16 protein-coding genes are annotated in these 16,165 nt (G+C 60.6%); 9 read left to right on the top strand and 7 right to left on the bottom strand.

The window, feature by feature from the left end; all coding sequences use genetic code 11:
• Positions 1 to 189 precede the first annotated feature (189 nt).
• Together ada and ACVW0Y_RS12710 are read left to right on the top strand one after the other, a co-directional pair.
• Positions 190 to 1,257 carry a bifunctional DNA-binding transcriptional regulator/O6-methylguanine-DNA methyltransferase Ada gene (ada, locus tag ACVW0Y_RS12715; RefSeq protein WP_457438694.1) on the top strand — a complete coding sequence of 356 codons (1,068 nt, stop codon included), beginning with the start codon at positions 190 to 192 and terminating at the stop codon, positions 1,255 to 1,257.
• Positions 1,258 to 1,464: 207 nt separating this feature from the next.
• The gene (locus tag ACVW0Y_RS12710; RefSeq protein WP_457438693.1) at positions 1,465 to 1,824 is read left to right on the top strand and encodes a phage infection protein; all 360 of its coding nucleotides are present in this window, start codon (positions 1,465 to 1,467) and stop codon (positions 1,822 to 1,824) included.
• Between the two features lie 66 nt (positions 1,825 to 1,890).
• Here ACVW0Y_RS12710 and ACVW0Y_RS12705 read toward each other — a convergent pair whose 3' ends face one another.
• Positions 1,891 to 2,748, bottom strand: coding sequence for a LysR family transcriptional regulator (locus ACVW0Y_RS12705; RefSeq protein WP_457438692.1), 858 nt, complete (start codon positions 2,746 to 2,748; stop codon positions 1,891 to 1,893).
• A gap of 111 nt (positions 2,749 to 2,859) precedes the next feature.
• Here ACVW0Y_RS12705 and ACVW0Y_RS12700 point away from each other — a divergent pair, with 111 nt between their 5' ends.
• Complete coding sequence (locus tag ACVW0Y_RS12700; RefSeq protein ID WP_457438691.1) at positions 2,860 to 3,285, top strand: VOC family protein; 426 nt, start codon at positions 2,860 to 2,862, stop codon at positions 3,283 to 3,285.
• Positions 3,286 to 3,345: 60 nt separating this feature from the next.
• Positions 3,346 to 3,876, top strand: coding sequence for a hypothetical protein (locus tag ACVW0Y_RS12695; RefSeq protein WP_457438690.1), 531 nt, complete (start codon positions 3,346 to 3,348; stop codon positions 3,874 to 3,876).
• 81 nt (positions 3,877 to 3,957) lie between these two features.
• Here ACVW0Y_RS12695 and ACVW0Y_RS12690 read toward each other — a convergent pair whose 3' ends face one another.
• The 6 genes from ACVW0Y_RS12690 to ACVW0Y_RS12665 all read right to left on the bottom strand — a co-directional run bounded on the left by ACVW0Y_RS12690 (position 3,958) and on the right by ACVW0Y_RS12665 (position 10,654).
• The gene (locus ACVW0Y_RS12690) at positions 3,958 to 4,530 is read right to left on the bottom strand and encodes a HupE/UreJ family protein (protein WP_457438689.1); all 573 of its coding nucleotides are present in this window, start codon (positions 4,528 to 4,530) and stop codon (positions 3,958 to 3,960) included.
• A 29-nt stretch (positions 4,531 to 4,559) separates the two neighbouring features.
• Entirely contained in the window at positions 4,560 to 5,174 is a 615-nt protein-coding gene (gene ureG / locus ACVW0Y_RS12685) for an urease accessory protein UreG (RefSeq protein WP_108098371.1), read from the bottom strand.
• 22 nt (positions 5,175 to 5,196) lie between these two features.
• Positions 5,197 to 5,871: an urease accessory protein UreF gene (locus ACVW0Y_RS12680; RefSeq protein WP_457438698.1), complete on the bottom strand. Its 675-nt coding sequence runs from the start codon at positions 5,869 to 5,871 to the stop codon at positions 5,197 to 5,199.
• Positions 5,871 to 6,371, bottom strand: coding sequence for an urease accessory protein UreE (gene ureE, locus ACVW0Y_RS12675; protein WP_457438688.1), 501 nt, complete (start codon positions 6,369 to 6,371; stop codon positions 5,871 to 5,873). The genes ACVW0Y_RS12680 and ureE overlap by 1 nt, the downstream gene beginning before the upstream one ends.
• Positions 6,372 to 6,569: 198 nt before the next feature.
• On the bottom strand, positions 6,570 to 7,244 hold the full coding sequence (locus tag ACVW0Y_RS12670; RefSeq protein ID WP_457438687.1) for a response regulator: 675 nt from the start codon (positions 7,242 to 7,244) through the stop codon (positions 6,570 to 6,572).
• Complete coding sequence (locus ACVW0Y_RS12665; protein ID WP_457438686.1) at positions 7,241 to 10,654, bottom strand: ATP-binding protein; 3,414 nt, start codon at positions 10,652 to 10,654, stop codon at positions 7,241 to 7,243. Before ACVW0Y_RS12665 ends, ACVW0Y_RS12670 begins: the two co-directional genes overlap by 4 nt.
• 298 nt (positions 10,655 to 10,952) lie before the next feature.
• Between ACVW0Y_RS12665 and urtA the strand changes: the two genes are divergently transcribed.
• The 5 genes from urtA to urtE all read left to right on the top strand — a co-directional run bounded on the left by urtA (position 10,953) and on the right by urtE (position 15,998).
• Positions 10,953 to 12,188, top strand: coding sequence for an urea ABC transporter substrate-binding protein (gene urtA, locus ACVW0Y_RS12660; RefSeq protein ID WP_457438685.1), 1,236 nt, complete (start codon positions 10,953 to 10,955; stop codon positions 12,186 to 12,188).
• 82 nt (positions 12,189 to 12,270) lie between these two features.
• Positions 12,271 to 13,191 carry an urea ABC transporter permease subunit UrtB gene (urtB, locus tag ACVW0Y_RS12655; protein ID WP_457438684.1) on the top strand — a complete coding sequence of 307 codons (921 nt, stop codon included), beginning with the start codon at positions 12,271 to 12,273 and terminating at the stop codon, positions 13,189 to 13,191.
• 136 nt (positions 13,192 to 13,327) lie between these two features.
• Complete coding sequence (gene urtC, locus ACVW0Y_RS12650) at positions 13,328 to 14,512, top strand: urea ABC transporter permease subunit UrtC (RefSeq protein WP_457438683.1); 1,185 nt, start codon at positions 13,328 to 13,330, stop codon at positions 14,510 to 14,512.
• Positions 14,509 to 15,285, top strand: a complete 777-nt coding sequence (urtD, locus tag ACVW0Y_RS12645; protein ID WP_457438682.1) for an urea ABC transporter ATP-binding protein UrtD — start codon at positions 14,509 to 14,511, stop codon at positions 15,283 to 15,285. Before urtC ends, urtD begins: the two co-directional genes overlap by 4 nt.
• A gap of 23 nt (positions 15,286 to 15,308) precedes the next feature.
• Positions 15,309 to 15,998, top strand: a complete 690-nt coding sequence (urtE, locus tag ACVW0Y_RS12640; RefSeq protein WP_457438681.1) for an urea ABC transporter ATP-binding subunit UrtE — start codon at positions 15,309 to 15,311, stop codon at positions 15,996 to 15,998.
• Positions 15,999 to 16,165: the final 167 nt, after the last annotated feature.

Here is a 16,165-nt window from a genome sequence, read left to right as displayed (position 1 = left end):
TGTGAGAGTAGGTCATCGTCAAGCTTAAATTCCAAACCCCCTATCCGTGAAAACGGGTAGGGGGTTTGTTTTTGTCCGCGAAAAAGTTAGCGCCGTCTTAGCGCCCGCCGATTCGAGAGCAAGAACCGGCAGGTAAGGCTGTTGTTCAACTGGTACGGTAGGCCTGTCTGCAGATTTTGAGTTGCACCTATGACTTCCTCACTGAACAAACAGGCCCGATCAACCGCGACGGTGAGCGACCCTCGCTGGATCTCCGTGCAAGCTCGGGATAAGGGGGCTGACGACCAGTTCGTCTATTCGGTAAAAACCACCGGCGTCTATTGCCGCCCTTCCTGTGCGGCGCGCCCGGCTCGGCCTGAAAACGTGCAATTTCACAGTGATTGCCAGGCGGCTGAGCGCGCCGGTTTTCGCCCGTGTCTTCGTTGCAAGCCCAACCAGGCTTCGCTGGCTGATCAGCAACGTTTGTTGATTGGGCGAGCCTGCCATTTGATTGTTAGCGCCGAGACCCCAATGCCTCTGGCGCAGTTGGCAGCCCACGTAGGCTTGAGCCCTTATCACTTCCACCGTCTGTTCAAGGCCATCACTGGAGTAACCCCCAAGGGCTTTGCTAACGCCGAGCGGGCGGCGCGGGTGCGAAGCCAGCTGCAGCAGGGGATGACGGTTACCGATGCCTTGTATGAAGCTGGCTTCAACTCCAGTGGCCGGTTTTACACCGTAGCGGACAAGTTGCTTGGCATGACGCCCAAAACTTTCAAAGACGGCGGCACCAATGTGCGTATCTGCTATGCCATTGGCCGCTGTTCTCTGGGGCCGCTGCTGGTAGCTAAAAGTGATCGCGGTGTCTGCGCCATTCTGTTCGGCGATGATCTCGAGGCGGACCTAACACGGCGCTTTCCTAGAGCCATTGTTGAGCTTGCCGATAGCGCATTCAGCCAGACACTGGCCCAGGTAATCGAATTTGTCGAAGCTCCAGCCCAGGGGCTGGAGTTGCCGCTGGATATACGTGGCACGGTGTTTCAGCAACGGGTATGGCAAGCGCTGCAAGCCATTCCCGCTGGCCAGACCGCCAGTTATCGGGAGGTTGCCGAACGTATCGGTTCGCCGCGTGCGGTACGTGCCGTAGCCGGTGCTTGTGCTGCAAATGCGTTGGCGGTGGCTGTTCCCTGTCACCGCGTGGTGCGTAGCGATGGCGAACTTTCAGGGTATCGCTGGGGCGTGGAGCGCAAGCGAGCTCTGCTAGAAAAAGAGGCGGATTGAGCTGGTTCGCGCTAATTGAGGGCGTTTTCAGGGTGCCAAAAGTTAGTTTCGGTATGTGAATTGAGCTTCTATCGCGATGATTTATAAGGGTTTATTCAGGAATCATTCGTATCGATGGTTACTATCGCGCCCTTTCACTTCTGCAAGAAATCGTGGTGAGTACCATAGGCTCCGTACCCACTTTCCAGTCCCCGCAAGGAGCCCAAAATGAAAAACCACATATTCGCCAGCCTGATCCTGGCAAGCCTCTCCACTGGTGTATTCGCTCGTCCTTCTGAACAGGCACAGTTCACTTTTGACACGCAGATCACCAGCTCCTCGATGGTTGCTGAAGGTGGTGCCGATCGCGCTGCAGCCAACCGCGTAGCCGAGAGTGGCGCAGATCGTACTGGTGCCAACCGCATAGCCGAAGGCGGTGTAGACCGTTCAGGTATCAACCGCGTAGCCGAAGGTGGTGCAGATCGTACCGGTGCCAACCGCGTAGCCGAAGGTGGTGCGGACCGTACAGGTGCCAACCGTGTAGCCGAAGGTGGTGCAGACCGGACCGGTGCAAACCGTGTGGCTTGATGTTCAGCTTCACCTCACATAAAAAACCCGGCCCTATCGCCGGGTTTTTTAACTGGCATAGTTATCTCAGGGCTGTACGCAGGAACTGAACACCTGCTGGATCGCCAATTTGCGCTGGCTATGGCGCAGCAGAAGAATTAACTCGCGGTGAAAGACCAGCTCCCCAAGTTCAATGGTTCGTACCTTGGCACCGTGCTCTACCCACAAGCCAGCCAGAGGAATCAGCGAAACTCCCAGGCCGCACTCGACCATCTTCACAATCCCATCCAACTCGTCCAGCTCCAGCGCCACTTCGACATTCAGGCGTTGTTCGCGCAGAAAACGACTGACCAAGCGGCCGCCGAAGGAAGTGCGGTCATAGCGCACCAGCGGATGCTCACGAAGGATCTGCACTGGATCATCCCCTTCAACATCCAGCGGCACGATCAATACAAAGGGCTCCTGACGCAACACCTGGGTATGTAGCTCTTTAGGGAGCGGGAAGGGTGGACGAATCAAAATCGCCACATCCAGATCGCCAGCATCTACTTGGTTCAATAGGTTCAGTGATACCCCTGGCACCAGCTTCGCTTCCACCCCTGGCGCGGCCTGACGCAGACGCAACAGGGCGGCTGGCAGCAGTCCGGTCTGTACGCTGGCTATAGCGCCGATTTTCAGCTCGCCGCTATAGCTGTTCAGGTTGTCGCTGCTGGCCATGCGATTGAAGATATCCAGCATCTCTTTGGCCATCGGCAGGGCGCGTTCGCCGGCTGCGTTGAGAATCGCCTGCCGTCCGGTACGGTCGAATAGCGGGTGGCCCAGGGCATTTTCCAGGTTGCGGATCTGCGCACTGACCGCCGATTGCGTAAGCCCCGCATGCATACCGGCAGCGGCGAAGGTGCCATAGCGGGCGACGGCGACAAAGGTCCTGAGTTCTCGCAGCATGGGTGTCCTGAATGATCAAAATAAGTTGAGCTCGCTGCAAAAAATAACGTCTTTTAATCGATTATGGCAGAGATAAAATTCAGCCACTGTGATCAACCAGAGGCGTAGTCCATGAGTCTTTCCCCCTTTCACCTGGCCATTCCCGTGTATGACCTTGCCGCCGCACGCCACTTTTACGGTGAAACCTTCGGCTTGACCGAAGGCCGCTCCAGCGAGCACTGGGTGGACTTCGATTTCTTCGGCCACCAGCTGGTGATTCACGAGCACCCGAAAACTTCTTCCCAGGAGCACGCCCATACCAATGCGGTGGATGGCCATGACGTTCCGGTTCCGCATTTTGGTGTAGTACTGGGCTGGGCGGAGTGGGAGGCACTGGCTGCGCGCCTGCAGGCGTTGGACACCCGCTTTGTGATCGAGCCCTATGTACGCTTCAAAGGCCAGGTCGGCGAGCAGGCCACCATGTTTCTCTTCGACCCCTGCGGCAACGCCCTGGAGTTCAAGGCGTTCAAGGACATCAGCCAACTGTTCGCCAAATAGCTGCGCACACTGCCTTCGCGATATCCTTGGCACCCTCCAAACCTGCCAGGACCCGCGCCCATGAAAGAGCAACTCGTAGAACTGATCAGCAAAATAAGTTCGGGGTGCATGGCCGCCGAGGAAATCGACAAGATCGCCGATGAAGCGGCGCAAGCCTACGCTGATCCGGTGGCCTTTCTGGCGGCCAATCCCGATATCAATTACGACGATACTTTCCCCATCCCACTCGGTGAGTGGGTGGTGGTAGGCAGCTTGCCGGAAACCGTACTGTTCCAAGCCGATACCTACCCCGATCTGCTGCAGCAGATCATCGACTCCTTCGGCAAGGAAGTGACCTTCAATATCAAGCCCAAGCAATTGCAGAAAACCGAGCCACTGACGGCGATGAACCGTATTCAGGTGCAACTCAGTGCTTTGAGCCCGGAGACCAAGGGCTATGTGCTGGTGGATTTCAGTCAGCCGTTGGACGATGAGATGCAGGCCGTGCTGGTGTACACCACTGACCTGGAGCGGGTGTTGGAGTTGTGTGCGGCGGTGGCAATTGCTGCGGCAGGTTCGTACGAAGCGTTGCGCGTCGCGGTACATGTTTAAGCGGGGTTGCCTTTATTGAGGCTGAAGCCCATCCCACAATGGATCGCAGTCTTGTGGGAAAGGCGTTAGCCTCGATCGGCCTTAACCCACCAGCAACCAGGCCCCGGCACCCGCCGAGGCCATGCCGGCGATGCGCACCAGCGGCGCAGCAGCGGTCGGCAATGCGCGTACCAGCGCATAACCCGCAGCATGCAATGCAGCAGTCGCGGCAACGAAACCAGCTGCGTAACCCCATGGGCTTGCCACTTCCGGCAATTCCAAGCCGTGGGCCACGCCATGGGCCAGGGCAAACAGCGCAGTCAGGCCAACCGCAACGGCGACCGGTGGGCGCACAGCCACTGCCACCAACAGACCCAATGCCAGCACGGAAGCAGCAATGCCCGTTTCCATAAACGGCAGTTGCAACCCCTCAAAACCCAGCACGCCGCCCAGCAGCATGGTGCCGACGAAGGTCAGCGGCAGCGCCCAGCGTGCTGCGCCTTTCTGTTGGGCTGCCCACAGACCCACGGCGAGCATGGCCAGCAGATGGTCCAGACCGGTTACCGGGTGGCCGATACCGGCCAGCAGGCCACTGCTGTCGTGGCCAGGGTGGGCGAAGGCCACGGCGGGGGAGAGGAACAGCGCGAGGCTGAACAAGGCTTTACGCAGTTTCATGGAAGCTCCTTTTAAACGGTGCAAAAAGATCAGGCCGCCGTCAGCAGGCCCTGTTTTTCGATAAAGGCGATGATTTCGTCCAGCCCCTGGCCGACTTTCTGGTTGCTGAACACGAAGGGTTTGTCGCCGCGCATCTTCTTGGTGTCGCGTTCCATCACTTCCAGCGATGCGCCAACCATTGGTGCCAGATCGACTTTGTTGATCACCAGCAGATCGGATTTGCAGATGCCAGGGCCGCCCTTGCGCGGCAGCTTGTCGCCGGCCGACACGTCGATTACATAGAGGGTCAGGTCGGACAATTCCGGGCTGAAGGTGGCTGACAGATTGTCCCCGCCCGACTCGACGATGATCAGATCCAGACCCGGGAAGCGGCGGTTGAGTTGGTCGACGGCTTCCAGGTTGATCGAGGCATCCTCGCGGATCGCCGTGTGCGGGCAGCCGCCGGTTTCCACACCGATGATGCGTTCCGGTGCCAGGGCTTCGTTGCGCACCAGAAACTGGGCGTCTTCCTGGGTGTAGATATCGTTGGTGACTACGGCCAGGTTGTAGCGCTCGCGCAGGGCCAGGCACAGGGCCAGGGTCAGGGCGGTTTTGCCGGAGCCCACCGGGCCACCGATACCGACGCGCAGAGGTTGGCTGTTCATCTTCGAGGTTTCCTTTTGGCGATCAAGAGCGGAAGAGGCGGCTGTACTGGCGCTCGTGCGCCATGCTGGCCAGAGCCAGGCCGAAAGCGGCGCCGCCTCGTTGTTCGGGTGCGCTGTGGCGGGCCTGGTATTGGGCCTGTTGCAGCAGCGGTAGTAATTGCGACGTCAGGCGCTGGGCGGCTTGCTGGCCGAGCGGCAGGGTTTTCATCAGCACGGCCAGCTGGTTCTCCAGCCAACCCCATAGCCAGGCGGCCAGGGCGTCTTCGGGATTAATCTGCCAGGCGCGAGCGGCCAGGGCCCACATCACTGCAAGCCCCGGTTCCTGTTGTTCGGCGAGAAAGGCTCGCGCGTCGTCATCCAGTTCTGGCAAGCCTTCGAGCAATTGCTTGAGCGAGTAGCCCATCTGCCGGCTTTCTTGCTGCAGTTCACGGGTTTCGCGGCTGGCGCGATGCTGTTCGCTGAGGGTCGTCAGGCTGGCCCAGTCGCCAGCTACTGCGGCCGTGCAATGGGCCAGCAACAGCGGCGCTTCGAAGCGCGCCAGATTGAGCAACAGCTGATCGGCGATCCAACGTTGAGCGCTGTCCGGATCGCGCACCTGCGCGCGCTCCACCGCCATCTCCAGCCCTTGGGAATAGCTGTAACCGCCAATCGGCAGTTGCGGGCTGGCCAGACGCATCAGCGCCCATGCAGGGTTGATCACGTGCGCAGACCAAACTGGTGCAGACGTGGGGCATAGCTGAATTCTTCGTCGCCGGCATGGGAGTGATGATGGCCGCCGCCATAGGCGCCCTGTTCCGGTTGGTAAGGGGCGTCGATCACCGCCACCGTGGCACCCAACTGCTCGAGCATGGCTTGCAGCACATAGTCTTCCGGCAGACGCAGCCAGCCATCGCCCAGTTGCAGGGCGACGTGGCGGTTGCCCAGGTGATAGGCGGCACGGGTCAGTTCAAAGGCGTTGGCACAGGTAACGTGCAGCAACCGCTCGGGGCTGGCGCTAACGCGCACCACGCGGCCGTCCTGGGCCTGCAGAAACTCACCGTCGTGCAGCGCCGGCTGACCGCGTTCGAGAAACAGGCCGACGTCTTCGCCAGTCACGGTAAAGCAGCGGAAGCGACTTTTACTGCGGGCGGCGAAGCTCAAGTGCAATTCGGCGTCCCAGCTTGCTTGTGGCTGGATACGGGAATGGATGACCAACATAAGGCAGTACCGGCAGATTCAATACGGGGTGCAGAGCAAGGGCGGTGCCAAGGCGGCCGGGGCGCAGCGATGAAGCGGCTTACACGCCTGCGGGATAAAAACTGGGGCATCGGTCAGGTTTTATTTGGTGCGCAGCTGGATGTTTCGCACCTTTCTGGTGCTCGCTGCTCCTGCGGGAGCCACGGCATGACGCTGTTTCTAGCGCCCTGCCGCAATGGCGACGGCCGCCGCCGCCGTGCGGGTTTCCACGCCGAGCTTTATGTACACATGCTCCAGATGCTTGTTCACCGTGCGCGGACTAAGGCCGAGGATGTCGCCGATATCGCGGTTGGTCTTGCCGCAGCTCACCCACTGCAATACCTCCACCTCGCGCTCCGTCAGTTGAAAGCGTTGTGCCAGCGCCTCCTGTGCCTGGGCCCGGGTGGGCACTGGTTTCAGTGCCGGCACGCTGCGCGCCGATTGCAGACTGCGGGCGGTGCGCAAGTGGGCAGCAACGCGGGCCAGCACCTCGTCGGTGCGGATCGGTTTGGTCACGTAGTCGATGCCGCCGGCGGCGAAGCCTTCCACCACATGTTCGCTGTCACACAGGGCGGTCATAAACAGCACCGGAATATCCGCCAGCTCGGCCTGGGCCTTTATGCGCCGGCAGGTCTCGAAGCCATCCAGGCCCGGCATCAGCGCATCCAACAGCACCACATCCGGACGCCGACGCTTCATGCGCTCCAGGGCACTGGCACCATCCAGCGCCACCAGCACCATATATCCAGCCATATCCAGGGCATCGGAAAGCAGCGCGAGGTTGTCCGGGGTGTCGTCGACGATCAGCACGATGCCTTGATCGGCGGGGGGAAGGGCGGCGTTGACGGCGTTCATGGGGTCTCCTCGGCGGCGGGTTTGACGGGGGCGGCGGCGTGCAAGGCGTCTTTTACTCGGCGGTTGAATTCATTCAGCTGGAAACGCTTCACCTGGCTGCGCAGGCTCTGGGTGTAGGCGGCGCTGGCGGGCTCCTGTTGGTCGAGGTGGTCGAGCTTTTCCAGAATGCCTTTGATGTAACCCAGCTCGCCCAACTCATACAGCTCCGCCAGGGCCGGGGCGGAGAGCACCACCAGCGTCTGTGCGGGCGGGGCGATGACGTTGGCGCGCTTGACCCAACGCAGGCCCAGGTAGGTCTGGATCTTTTCCAGCAGCGCCGGGGTATGCACCGGTTTGGCCAGGTAGTCGTTGCAGGCGGCGGCGACACTGCGCTCGCGGTCATCGGCAAAGGCGTTGGCGGAAATCACGATGATCGGTGCCAGCGACAGCGCGTTGCGGCGGATCAGCCGGCTGGTTTCCCAACCGTCCATATGCGGCATCGACAGATCCATCAGAATCAGGTCGGGATTGAGCAGCGCCACCTGGCGAATCGCTTCCTGGCCGCTTGCCGCCTGGGCAATCTCGAACCCCAGTGGCTCGAGCATGCCGGCCAGAATACGGCGGTGCTCGACATGGTCGTCCACCACCAGAATCAGTCGGCGCGGGCCCTGATAACCAATGATGTCGTGCTCCACATGCACCACTGCCTGGGGCACCCGTACTTCGGAGAGAAACAGGCGCACCTGGAAACAGCTGCCCTCACCTTGCACGCTGCGCACCGACAGCTCGCCACCCATCAACGAAGTCAGCATGCGGGTGATGGTCAGGCCCAGGCCGACACCGTTGTCCTGGCGCATCAGATCGCCACGCTCGAAGGGCTGGAAGATCCGCTCGATCTGCTCCGCGGCGATACCAATACCGGTGTCGACGATCTCGAAGGTCGCGGTCTCGCGCATATAGTTGACCCGCAGGCACACCTGACCGCTATCGGTAAAACGCACGGCATTGCCCAGCAGGTTGATCAGAATCTGCCGCACGCGCTTTTCATCGCCGCGCACCACGGTGGGCATACGCCCCTGTTGTTCGAGACGGAAGTGCAGGCCCTTTTCCTCGGCCTGCGGGGTGAACATGCGTTCCAGGTCGTGGATAAATTCCGGGAAGGGGATTTCCGTCAGCTCCAGCTGCAATTTGCCGGCTTCAATCTTCGCCACATCCAGCAAGCCATCGATCAGTGACAGCAAGTGCGAGCCGCTGCGGTAGATGGTCGCCAGGGCATCGTGGTGCTGGCCGGGCATGCCGCTGTCGCGCTGCAGAATCTGGGTGTAGCCGAGGATGCTGTTGAGCGGCGTGCGCAACTCGTGGGACAGCCCGGTGACATAGCGGCTCTTCGCCGCATTGGCCGCCTCGGAGGCTTCCTTGGCTTTTTGCAGGGCTTCATCGGTGCGCCGGTGGGCTTCGATTTCCTGCATCAGCAGCAGGGTCTGGCGATCCGATTCCTCTTGCGCCACCCGCCGGCTTTCGCGGGTCAGCACCACCCACCAGGCAAGAATGCCGGCGAATACGGTGAGGGTCAGAAAGGCTTTGAGAAAGGCCAGGTACAGGGTCTGCTGCACTTCTGGTGAATGCGGCAACAGACTGTGGGAGACCTGGCTGTAGATCATCAGCAAGGCACCGAGCAGCAAGCCCACCAGCACCAGCAGCAAACCCAGGTACTGCGCCAGGCGGCTGTGCAAACGCGGAATCGAGGCGCGCGGAAACAGCCAGCGAACGAAATCATCCATCTGCTCGGCCAGCCGCGCCTGGGGTTTGCAGGCATCGCCACAGCGCGCATCCAGCGAGCAGCACAGCGAGCAGATCGGCGTGCTGTAGGCCGGGCAGAAGGCCATATCCGGTGCCTCGAAGGCATTGCTGCACAGCCCGCATTGCAGCTCGGCGCGAGGCCCGGCCGGATACAGCAGCTGCGGCGCGCTGCTGCGGGCAATGTAGTAACGGCCCTTGGTCAGCCAGGCTATCAACGGCGCACTGACAAACGCCGAACCCAGCGCCACCACCGGCGAAGCTGCCTCCAGCATCACCCCGAAAACCCCGCCATGGGCTAGCACCGAGAGCAGCGAGGCGATCAACATGGCACCCACCCCCACCGGGTTGATGTCATACAGGTGCGCGCGCTTGAACTCGATATGGCTGGGCGATAAGCCCAGGGGTTTGTTGATCACCAGATCGGCGACCACCGCGCCGATCCAGGCGATGGCCACGTTGGCATACAGCCCCAGTACTTCCTCGATGGCATCGAATACGCCGAGCTCCATCAGCATCAAGGCGATGGCCACGTTGAACACCAACCACACCACACGCCCGGGATGGCTATGGGTCACCCGGGCAAAGAAATTCGACCAGGCCAGGGAGCCGGCGTAGGCGTTGGTCAGGTTGATCTTCACCTGCGAGACGATCACAAACAGCACCATCGCCGCCAAGGCCCACTGGGGTGAGCTGAATACATAACCGAACGCCACCAGGTACATCTGCGTCGGTTCGGCGGCGCGCTCCATGGGGATTTCATGCTGCAAGGCGAGGAAGGCCAGAAAAGCACCCGCCAGCATTTTTAGTGTGCCAGGAATGATCCAGCCCGGCCCGGCCATCAACAACGCCGCCCACCAGCGCTTGCGGTTGGCCGCAGTTTTTTCCGGGAGAAAACGCAGGTAATCGACCTGTTCGCCAATCTGCGTGATCAACGCCAGCGCCACCGTACAAGCGGCACCAAAGGACAGCAGATTGAACGCACCACCTTCGCCCTCGCGGCCGGCGAAGCTGGTCCAGTCGCTCAGCGCTTGCGGGTTTTTCCAGGCCACAAACAGGTAGGGCAGTAGCAGCAGCACGATCCACAGCGGCTGGGTCCACAGCTGCAGGCGACTGATCAGCGTCACGCCATAGGCCGCCAGGGGAATCACCAGCACCGAGCAGATCACATAGGCCAGCGCCAACGGGATTTGGAAATACAGCTCCAGGGCCAAGGCCATGATCGCCGCTTCGAGGGCAAAGAACAGAAAGGTGAAGCTGGCGTAGATCAGCGAGGTGATGGTCGAGCCGATATAGCCAAAGCCGGCACCACGGGTCAGCAGGTCCATGTCCACGCCATAGCGCGCCGCGTAGTAGCTGATGGGCAGGCCGGTGAGAAAGATCACCAGGCTCACCGCGAGAATAGCCCACAGGGTGTTGGTAAAACCGTAGCTCAGCGCCAGGGCACCGCCGATGGCCTCCAGGGCCAAAAACGACACCGCGCCCACCGCCGTATTGGCGATGCGCCATTCCGACCATTTGCGGAACGAGCGCGGGGTGTAACGCAGGGCGTAGTCCTCCATGGTCTCGTCGGCGACCCAACTGTTGTAGTCGCGGCGGATCTTGACGATGCGCTGGGTGCCGGTTGGTTGCACGGGGGGCTCCTGGTGCAAGTGCGGATTAGACAACTGTTCATGCCGCATGAACTGAGCAACTTCCATGCCCCGGACTTTGCTGCAGTTAATACGCCCGCCTCAGGTGCCTGGGCTTCTGTCTGGCTGTGTGAAGTGGGCCTAGCTTGCACCAGCCCGGAGCACCCCGCCCTACGTCAGATGACGTATGCCGTTACGTCAACCTGCGTATACCCCCGCCCAGCTGCTGCCCCCCATCCTTGGCGCAACCCCGAACCGGCCAACGCGAGCCGGGGAGGCCAACTACCAGAGGAGCAGCATCATGGATTCACGATTGACGAGCTTTCTTCCCCGTCGGCTGGCGCTGGGTGCAGCGGCACTCTCGCTGCTGGCGGCCAGCGTGTTCAGCCAGAGCGTGCTGGCGGATGCGGCCAACACCAGCGGGCTTGCTGTGACTGACACCACCGTCACCGTCGGCCAACTGCACTCGGCCACCGGCACCATGGCCATCTCCGAAACCGGCGCGATCCAGGCCGAACGCCTGGCCATCGACCAGATCAACGCCTCGGGCGGCATCCTCGGTCGGCAGATCAAAGTGATTCAGGAAGACGGTGCCTCCGACTGGCCGACCTTCGCCGAAAAAGCCAAAAAGCTGCTGGAGAGCGACAAGGTCGCCACGGTGTTCGGCTGCTGGACCTCGGCTTCGCGCAAAGCCGTGCTGCCGATCTTCGAAAAAGACAACGGCCTGCTCTACTACCCGACCTTCTACGAAGGCCTGGAGCAGTCCAAGAACGTGATCTATACCGGGCAAGAAGCCACCCAACAGATCCTCGCCAGCCTCGACTGGATCGCCAAAGAGAAGGGCGCCAAAACCTTCTACCTGCTGGGTTCGGACTACATCTGGCCGCGCACCTCGATGAAGATCGCCCGCAAGCACATTGAAAACGTCCTGCACGGCACCGTGGTTGGCGAAGAGTACTACCCGCTGGGCAACACCCAGTTCGGCTCGCTGACCAACAAAATCAAACTGAAGAAACCCGATGTGGTGTTCGCTGCCGTGGTCGGTGGCTCCAACGTGGCGTTCTACAAACAGCTGAAAGCCGCCGGTATCACCAGCGACAAGCAAACCCTGCTGACCCTGTCGGTAACCGAGGATGAAATGCTCGGCATCGGCGGCGAGAACATGAAGGGCTTCTACTCCTCGATGAAGTACTTCCAGACCCTGGATAACCCCAACAACAAGAAATTCGTTGAGGAATTCAAGGCCAAGTACGGCAAGGATTCGGTGATCGGCGACGTCACCCAGGCTGGCTACCTCGGCCCATGGCTGTGGAAAGCAGCGGTGGAAAAAGCCGGCAGCTTCGACGTCGACAAAGTGGTCGCTGCCTCCCCTGGCATCGAACTGACCACCGCCCCCGAAGGCTACGTGAAAGTGCACGACAACCATCACCTGTGGAGCAAGGCGCGCATCGCTGAAATCCAGGCCGATGGCACCTTCAAGGTGGTGCATGAATCCGAACTGATCGAGCCCAACCCCTTCCCTAAAGGCTACCAGTAAGGCCAGCCGCCGCCCCGGGCAACCGTGGGCGGCGACAGCCCTTTGCGCCGCCCTCCTTATCCGCCCGCAGGAGACCACCGAGATGGATGTATCACTCTCAGAATTCGGCGCCATCGCCGTCATGCAGGGCTTCAACGGCCTGTCTGTGTTCTGCGTATTGCTGCTGATGGCCCTCGGCCTGGCGATCATTTTCGGCCAGATGGGCGTGATCAATATGGCCCACGGCGAGTTCCTCACCGTAGGGGCCTACACCACGTACGTGATCTCGTCGGCCACCCTGCATTACTTCCCGGCCATGCAGCCGTACTACTTTTTCTTCGCCATCATCGCCTCGTTCTTTATCGCCGGAGCCTTAGGCTGGCTGGTGGAATGGGCGATGATCAGCAAGCTTTACCATCGCCCGCTGGACACCCTGCTGGCCACCTGGGGCCTGTCGCTGGTGATGCAGCAAACCTTCCGCTCGATCTTCGGTGCCCGTGAAGTGGGCGCGGAAATGCCCGAGTGGATCATGGGTTCCTGGGCACCCACGGCAGCGGTGGATATTCCCAAGAACGGCCTGTTCGTGATGGCCCTGACCGCGCTGCTGACCGCCACCATTTTCCTCATGCTGTACCGCTCGCGTTGGGGCCTGCAGGTGCGCGCCACCATGCAGAATCGGGTGATGAGCCGCGCCGTCGGGATCAACACCAAGAAGGTCGATCGCATGACCTTCGCCCTCGGCTGTGGCGTTGCCGGTGTCGCGGGCGCGGCGTTCACCACCATCGGCTCCACCGGGCCGACCGCGGGCTCGCTGTATATCGTCGACACCTTTCTCACCGTGGTCTTCGGCGGTGCCGCCAGTCTGGTGGGCACCATTGCCTCGGCCTTCACCATCGCCCAGGCGCAATCGATCATGGAGTTCTTTCTCTCCGGTTCCATGGCCAAGGTGCTGACCCTGTCGGCGGTGATCCTGATTCTGATGCTGCGCCCGCAGGGGCTGTTCTCGATAAAAGTTCGGAAATGAAACCCGTAGGAGCGGCTTCAGCCGCGCTCAGGGCTAGCACCTCCATCGCGGCGGCCTACGCCATCGCAGCTAAAGCGGATCGCCGCCCGGCAGCTCCGACAGGCAAGGCGCTCGACAAAATGAAAGGAAACCGCCCATGAAAAACGCATACGAAAGCCTGCTCGGTGGCAAGCAGGGGGCCATCGGCCTGCTGGTGCTGGCCAGCCTGATCCTGGTGGTGTTCCCGCTGCTGCTGGATACCTTCCGCCTGAATATGGTGGGCAAATACCTGACCTATGCCTTCGTCGCGGTCGGCCTGGTGCTGTGCTGGGGGTATGGCGGCATTTTGAGCCTCGGCCAGGGCATCTTCTTTGGTGTCGGCGGCTACTGCATGGCGATGTTTCTCAAGCTCGAAGCCTCGGACCCGGAGAGCACCAAAATCCAGTCCACCCCCGGCATTCCGGACTTTATGGACTGGAACCAGATCACCGAGCTGCCGCTGATGTGGCAACCCTTCCACAGCTTCAGCTTTGCCCTGCTGGCGGTGATCGCGGTGCCAACCCTGCTGGCGCTGATCATCGGTGTGGCGATGTTCAAGCGGCGGGTGGGCGATGTGTATTTCTCCATCGTCACCCAGGCCATTGCCGCCATTCTGACCATTCTGATCATCGGCCAGCAGGGCCTTACCGGTGGGGTCAATGGCATCACCGATCTGAAGACGTTGCTGGGTTGGGATATCCGCCCGGACAGCTCGAAAACCATCCTCTACTTCGTCAACGCCTTGCTGCTGCTGGGCTGCGTATTGCTCGGTCGTTTTATCCTCACCTCCAAACTCGGCCGTCTGCTGATGGCCATGCGTGACAAGGAAGAGCGGGTGCGTTTTTCCGGCTATGACGTGGCCAGCTTCAAGATCTTTGTGTTTTGCGTGGCAGCGGCCTTCTCGGCGATTGGCGGGGCGATGTTCGCCTTGCAGGTGGGTTTTATGTCGCCAAGCTTCGTCGGCATCGTGCCCTCCATCGAGATGGTGATCTTCGCTGCGGTGGGCGGGCGCATGTCGCTGCTCGGTGCGGTGTACGGCACCTTGCTGGTGAGCTTCGGCAAAACCTATTTCTCCGAGAGCTTTCCCGAGCTGTGGCTGTACCTGATGGGCGGCCTGTTTATCGTGGTGGTCATGTACTTCCCCAATGGCATTGCCGGCTTGTGGGAAACCCTCGGGCGCAAATGGCTGTCGCGCTATGCCCTGGGCAAGAAACTGTTCGGCGTGCCGGAAGTGAAAGCCCGTGTATTTGCCGCCAAGCCGGCAGAGAAAACCGCCCCCCGCGAATTGGAGACCACGCCATGAAGAGCCAAGCGATCAATAGCCCGGCCGGTTTTCAGGCAGCCAAGCCGGTATTGGCCATCGAAGGGCTGACCGTGTCCTTCGACGGCTTCAAGGCGGTCAACGACCTCAACCTGTATGTCGACCGCAACGAAGTGCATGTGGTGATCGGCCCCAACGGTGCCGGCAAAACCACGGTGCTCGACCTGATCTGTGGCAAGACCAAATCCACCGCCGGCAGCATCGAATTCGAAGGCCGCGAACTGACCAAAATGCGCGAGTACGACATCGTTCGCGCCGGCGTCGGGCGCAAGTTCCAGAACCCCTCGATCTACGAAAACCTCACGGTGTTCGAGAACCTGGAGATGTCCTATCCGGCCGGGCGCAAAGTGTTTGGCGCGCTGTTTTTCAAGCGCAGTGCCGAGGTGATTGCGCGGGTGGAAGAAGTGGCCGGGGAAATCTTCCTCAGCGACTTCCTCGACAAGCAGGCCGACCTGCTGTCCCACGGCCAGAAACAGTGGCTGGAGATCGGCATGCTGCTGATGCAAGACCCGGCTCTATTGATGCTCGACGAACCGGTGGCGGGTATGAGCGTCAGCGAACGGGTGCAAACCGCCGAGCTGCTCAACCGCATCAGCCAGGGCCGCTCGGTGCTGGTGATCGAGCACGATATGGAATTCGTCAAAAGCATCGCCCACCGGGTGACCGTATTGCACCAGGGCAAAGTGCTGGCCGAAGGCAGCATGGAAGCGGTGCAGAGCAACCCCAAGGTCATCGAAGTCTACCTCGGCCATTGAGCACACCAACGCAGGAGCAGCCTATGTTCACCATTTCCAACCTGGTCTCCGGCTACGGTCAGAGCCAGATTCTTCACGAGCTGAACCTCAACGTGGCGAAGAAAGAGATAGTCGCCGTGATGGGTCGCAACGGTATGGGCAAAACCACCCTGTTCAAGAGCCTGATGGGCGTGTTGCCGCAATGGGGCGGGCAGATCACCGTTGATGGCCAGGACGTGTCCAAGCTGGAAACCCACCAGCGCGTCGAACACGGCATCGCCTATGTGCCCCAGGGGCGGATGATCTTTTCCCATATGACCGTGCTGGAAAATATCCAGACCGGCCTGCCGGCCTCGGCCAAAGGCAAGGTGCCGGACGATCTGTATGCGCTGTTCCCGGTGCTGCACGAAATGCGTTCGCGCAAGGGCGGCAATCTCTCTGGTGGGCAGCAACAGCAGCTGGCGATTGCCCGCGCCCTGGCCACCAATCCCAAGGTGCTGCTGCTCGACGAACCTACCGAAGGCATTCAGCCGTCGATCATCAAAGACATCGCCCACAAGCTCAAAGAGATCCGCAATCTGCGTGACCTGACCATAGTGGTGTCCGAGCAGGTGCTGAGTTTCACCATGGAAATCGCTGACCGTTTTCTGGTGATCGAGAAGGGCAAATTCGTGGTCGAGGAAACCCGCGACAAGGTGGATGAGAAAACCATCAGTCGGTATCTGTCGGTGTGACTGCGTTGTAAGTTGGGTTGAGCAAAGCGAAGCCCAATATGCGCTCGCCACGTACACGCAATGTTGGGCTTGGCAGCCCAACCTACGCCTGTATCGGCGTTAGCCGAGGCATGCGTTCGCCTCGATTTTTTGTGCTCGCTGATCTACGTCATCCAACGTATTTATCC

Source organism: Pseudomonas sp. TE3786 (genome assembly GCF_054057335.1).
Note: the sequence above shows the minus strand (reverse complement) of the source record. Positions and strands in the feature narration are given on the sequence as shown.

Coding starts and splice junctions, on each gene's coding strand:
- ada (WP_457438694.1), top strand. CDS start 190: ATGACTTCCTCACTGAACAAACAGGCCCGATCAACCGCGACGGTGAGC.
- ACVW0Y_RS12710 (WP_457438693.1), top strand. CDS start 1,465: ATGAAAAACCACATATTCGCCAGCCTGATCCTGGCAAGCCTCTCCACT.
- ACVW0Y_RS12705 (WP_457438692.1), bottom strand. CDS start 2,748: ATGCTGCGAGAACTCAGGACCTTTGTCGCCGTCGCCCGCTATGGCACC.
- ACVW0Y_RS12700 (WP_457438691.1), top strand. CDS start 2,860: ATGAGTCTTTCCCCCTTTCACCTGGCCATTCCCGTGTATGACCTTGCC.
- ACVW0Y_RS12695 (WP_457438690.1), top strand. CDS start 3,346: ATGAAAGAGCAACTCGTAGAACTGATCAGCAAAATAAGTTCGGGGTGC.
- ACVW0Y_RS12690 (WP_457438689.1), bottom strand. CDS start 4,530: ATGAAACTGCGTAAAGCCTTGTTCAGCCTCGCGCTGTTCCTCTCCCCC.
- ureG (WP_108098371.1), bottom strand. CDS start 5,174: ATGAACAGCCAACCTCTGCGCGTCGGTATCGGTGGCCCGGTGGGCTCC.
- ureE (WP_457438688.1), bottom strand. CDS start 6,371: ATGTTGGTCATCCATTCCCGTATCCAGCCACAAGCAAGCTGGGACGCC.
- ACVW0Y_RS12670 (WP_457438687.1), bottom strand. CDS start 7,244: ATGAACGCCGTCAACGCCGCCCTTCCCCCCGCCGATCAAGGCATCGTG.
- urtA (WP_457438685.1), top strand. CDS start 10,953: ATGGATTCACGATTGACGAGCTTTCTTCCCCGTCGGCTGGCGCTGGGT.
- urtB (WP_457438684.1), top strand. CDS start 12,271: ATGGATGTATCACTCTCAGAATTCGGCGCCATCGCCGTCATGCAGGGC.
- urtC (WP_457438683.1), top strand. CDS start 13,328: ATGAAAAACGCATACGAAAGCCTGCTCGGTGGCAAGCAGGGGGCCATC.
- urtD (WP_457438682.1), top strand. CDS start 14,509: ATGAAGAGCCAAGCGATCAATAGCCCGGCCGGTTTTCAGGCAGCCAAG.
- urtE (WP_457438681.1), top strand. CDS start 15,309: ATGTTCACCATTTCCAACCTGGTCTCCGGCTACGGTCAGAGCCAGATT.